The organism is Streptomyces beihaiensis (assembly GCF_026274175.1).
Lineage (GTDB): Bacteria > Actinomycetota > Actinomycetes > Streptomycetales > Streptomycetaceae > Streptomyces > Streptomyces beihaiensis.
Map to the genome: position 1 here is coordinate 1 of NZ_JAPHNL010000162.1, position 3,608 is coordinate 3,608.

The 3,608-nt window shown below is 63.7% G+C and carries 3 protein-coding genes; all 3 read left to right on the plus strand.

The window, feature by feature from the left end; translation table 11 throughout:
• The first annotated feature begins 374 nt into the window (after positions 1 to 374).
• The 3 genes from OFY01_RS15605 (at position 375) to OFY01_RS15615 (ending at position 3,459) form a co-directional block, all read left to right on the plus strand.
• The gene (locus tag OFY01_RS15605; RefSeq protein ID WP_266600294.1) at positions 375 to 1,577 is read left to right on the plus strand and encodes a hypothetical protein; all 1,203 of its coding nucleotides are present in this window, start codon (positions 375 to 377) and stop codon (positions 1,575 to 1,577) included.
• Between the two features lie 70 nt (positions 1,578 to 1,647).
• Positions 1,648 to 2,919, plus strand: coding sequence for a NucA/NucB deoxyribonuclease domain-containing protein (locus tag OFY01_RS15610; RefSeq protein WP_266600296.1), 1,272 nt, complete (start codon positions 1,648 to 1,650; stop codon positions 2,917 to 2,919).
• A 15-nt stretch (positions 2,920 to 2,934) separates the two neighbouring features.
• Positions 2,935 to 3,459, plus strand: a complete 525-nt coding sequence (locus OFY01_RS15615; RefSeq protein ID WP_266600298.1) for a hypothetical protein — start codon at positions 2,935 to 2,937, stop codon at positions 3,457 to 3,459.
• Positions 3,460 to 3,608: the final 149 nt, after the last annotated feature.

Sequence of the window (3,608 nt, forward strand, 5' to 3'; positions counted from 1 at the left end):
TCACGTACGGCGGATACCAGACCGAGTGATCAAGTTCGACGCAGCATTCGACGTCGGAGGTTAAAGATCAAGCTAGGGCTGTTGATCACCTTGCACCCATGAGAAGGGGCCGCGGCTCCCACCGAGCCCACGACGGGCACTTGGGGCAGTCCGGCCGAAACAGCTTGAAATCAAGCCACTCTAGACACGAACGAGTGTTCATTCGAACTAGCGATCATAAGCTCCCCCTCGACCGATTGTGATGATTTCCAGGGGGAATCATGCGTATATGCGCACGACTCGGGGCGCTCGTCTGTAGCGCCGCCACTGCCGCAACGTTACTGCTGGGCTCCGCCCCGTCGGCAAGCGCCAGCCCTCCGACGGACGCCTGCAACATGCTCTACAACGCCCGCATCACTTACTGGGCGATGACGTGCAGCAAGCCGGGAGAGCCCATGATCGGGGGCTTCGCCACCTGGCGGAACGCGCCCATCACGTTCGACCAGAAAGACACGTCATCTTCCACCGTGCAGGTGGGCAACTACCTTCGGGTTTCGCCGAACACCGAAAAGGGCCTGTTCGGACCAAACATCGAGATCGGCCTGTACGCGGAGAAGACAGGCAAGTCCACTCACACGTACGGGCCACGCTGGACCGAACTGACGAACAAGGGAGGCCGCACCAAGACCATCACCGCAGGCATCAATCCGACGAAGGCCGACAAGCGGAACCACACGTACATGGTCATTCGGCGCGACAGCGGCAACCAATGGGACGTGCTGTACGACTTCAACACCGTGGGCACCACGACCGGCCAGCTGCCGGTGCCCCGAGGCAACCTCAACCGCATCGATGTCGGACTCGAGGTGACGGGCCCGCAGTACGTCAACGTTCCAGCCATCAACAGCCGCATGCAGTTCATGGACGAGAATCGCACGTGGAAGCGGGTCAAGGCGGCCAACGTGGCGAAGTCGGTCACTCTCCCCGCCTGTAACAGCAGCAGCAAGCCGCCATACTGCTTCACGACGAAGCTCACCAGCACAAGCGGAGGCTTCACACAGTGGGCGGCGAGTAAGCCCCGCAAGTCCACCTCGCTCATGGCACCGCTCGCGGCGCCGACGGGCATCAACAGTGCATCCGCGCCTGCATCACCACAGGCGTTCAACGGCGTGGACCAGCAAGCTCTACAAGCGTGCATGGCGGAAGACCCCGAGCAGTGCCTGACCAGCGTCCCCGGCCTGGCGAACTGCCTCGCCACCAGCCGTGTGTGCAACGCTGCCGCTCTGCCCTCGGCAAGTGAGCGCCGCATGCTCCGGAAGGCTCCGGCGAAGGCGGCCGACATCAAGGCCAGGGCCGCCGCGGCCTTCCACGTCCCCTCGCGCGCCCTCACAGTCACTTTCGCTGCAGCAAGTCCGCGCGGTTTGACCGGCTCCGCTTCCCAGGCACCCAAGCCGACAACGTGGACGGTCTCTTCCCGCGAGTCCACTCCGGGCCTGGAGTCCACCGGTCGGCGCTACAAGGGCTTCACGGCGAGCTATTCCGCTGACACGGGCGCTCTGCTGGAGGCGTGCTGGGGCGATCTGTGCCCTGCGCGGTGAGCCGTCACGTCGTGCCCCTGCCGAGAACGTCCGCAGAGATGACGCCTTTCACGCTTCCTTGGAGCTATTCGTGCACATACGCACTGCGCTGACGCGCCTGGTCCGTGGCGCGGTCCTCACCACCGCCTTCATCGGTCTGTCCGCCCCGAACACCGTTGCTGCCGCCGACGGGTCAGCCGCCTCCTCCGGCTCTGGCGGCTTCGTGCCTGCCGCCTCGGTCCCCGCGGACCAGTTGCGCCACCTCGACCGCCCCGTACCCCTCAATCAGTACTCCCATCACTCTGCTGGCTTTCGCTCGTCCAGGGCGGCAGCCGCTCCAGCCGCAAATGACGAGGCAGACCTGCGCAAGGAATGCGCCCGGCACGCCAAGGAGGCGCGAAGCGCCAAGGGCTGGCTGAAGTCGCGCTTCGAGAGCTGTCAGAAGCGCCCTTACGACCTCGTACTGCGCAACAAGAAGGGAACCGAATCCATAGGTCGCCTCTGGTTCGACATGTGGACCCTGGGCTTCACCTACGACGGCAGCCGCCGCGTGGACTACGTCGCGAGTATCGAGAACATCCGTGTCCAGACCGTCCCGTCGGAAGATGCCACCAAGTGGCGCATCGGACAGCGCTTCTCGTACAGCATCGACGGCAGCAGCAGCGACCCGGACGCCAAAGTCATCGCACCCAAGGTTCAGGGCCGGGATGAGCTCCTTGGGCTGTGGGACAGAAAGCCCCACTGGAACCTGACGTACACCTCCCCCGATAAGGGAGCGCAGTACAGCAAGGGCAACCAGCAGCTCGTGAGCACGCTGGTGACCATGGACCTCACCGCCGACTCGCCCAATGCCTCTTCGTACTCCCAGGTCGGCGCCTACTATTCGAACGTGCGGTTCGACTACGCAGGGCCCGTCGCGGGCAAGTACAAGGGCACCGTCTTCACCCAGGCCCATGTCGTGCTCACCATGGACCGCAAGGATCCTGCTGTCCGCGAGAGCGCCCTGCACATCTACGACGCGCTTCATCGGCCGGAGCGCACGTTCCCGTCGTTCGTCGGCAAGTCCGTGCCCGGCGAGAAGGAGCCCCTCCATCGTCTCGTCAACAAGGACAAGCAGGACGCTAACCGCAAGAAGTCGATCGCCGAGTGCGAGAAGGTCTGGGGCAAGTACGACGGTACAGACCTCCAATGCGATGAATACCCCTTCGCCTCGACCAAGGAAGGCTCGACTAAGGGAGACGACCGCTACTCCGTCCGTTTGATCGACGGAGACGACAACGAGGCGGGCGGACGACGTCTCAACGACGTCTACATCAACAACCGTGTCCTTGACGGAGACCCCTTCTACGTCAAGGTCACCTGATCTGAGAGGACTGCCATGCAGCTCGTCGCCGAGTACACCGTCAAAGCGCGACCCGACCGCCGTGTGCTGGAGGTCTACGACGCCGACGCGTACCTCAGCGACGAGCAGGCATTGATCGCCTCCCGCAGCCAGGTGGTAGCCGGAAACGGCTACCACCTGTACCTGCGCAGCCTTCAAGACGTCCTGGATGCCACCATCAACATCCGTATCTGGTCTGGTCCCGCCCGCCCGCCGGGCGACGTGGAAGGCACCACGCCCGTCACTCTTGAGTCAGAGACGGGCACCCTAGTCATCGCTGCCTTCACTGCCGGACCCGTCGGTGAAATGACCCTGCCGCGCCCTGGGGTCTACACCGGCCATGCGTCGTGGCGAGGCCGTCAGGCCGCCGAAGTGAGCTACCAGACCACCCTGAACAGTCTGACCGACGACGCCTCCGATGAAGACATCGCCGCCGCATGGGCACGGACACCGGCCACGGAAGAGGCGTATGTCCTCGACCTGCACTACCTTCGCGCTGTGGACGACGAGGACGACGACTAACGGATTACCGGCCACACAGCGGGGCAAGGCCGTTCCACTCGGATCGATCCTCCCCGATCAGGCCGCGACACCAGGGTCTGTTTTCAAAGATGATCAAGGTCGTGTCATGATCACTTGCTATGGCTCGTGGGGATCTGACGGAAGCGCAG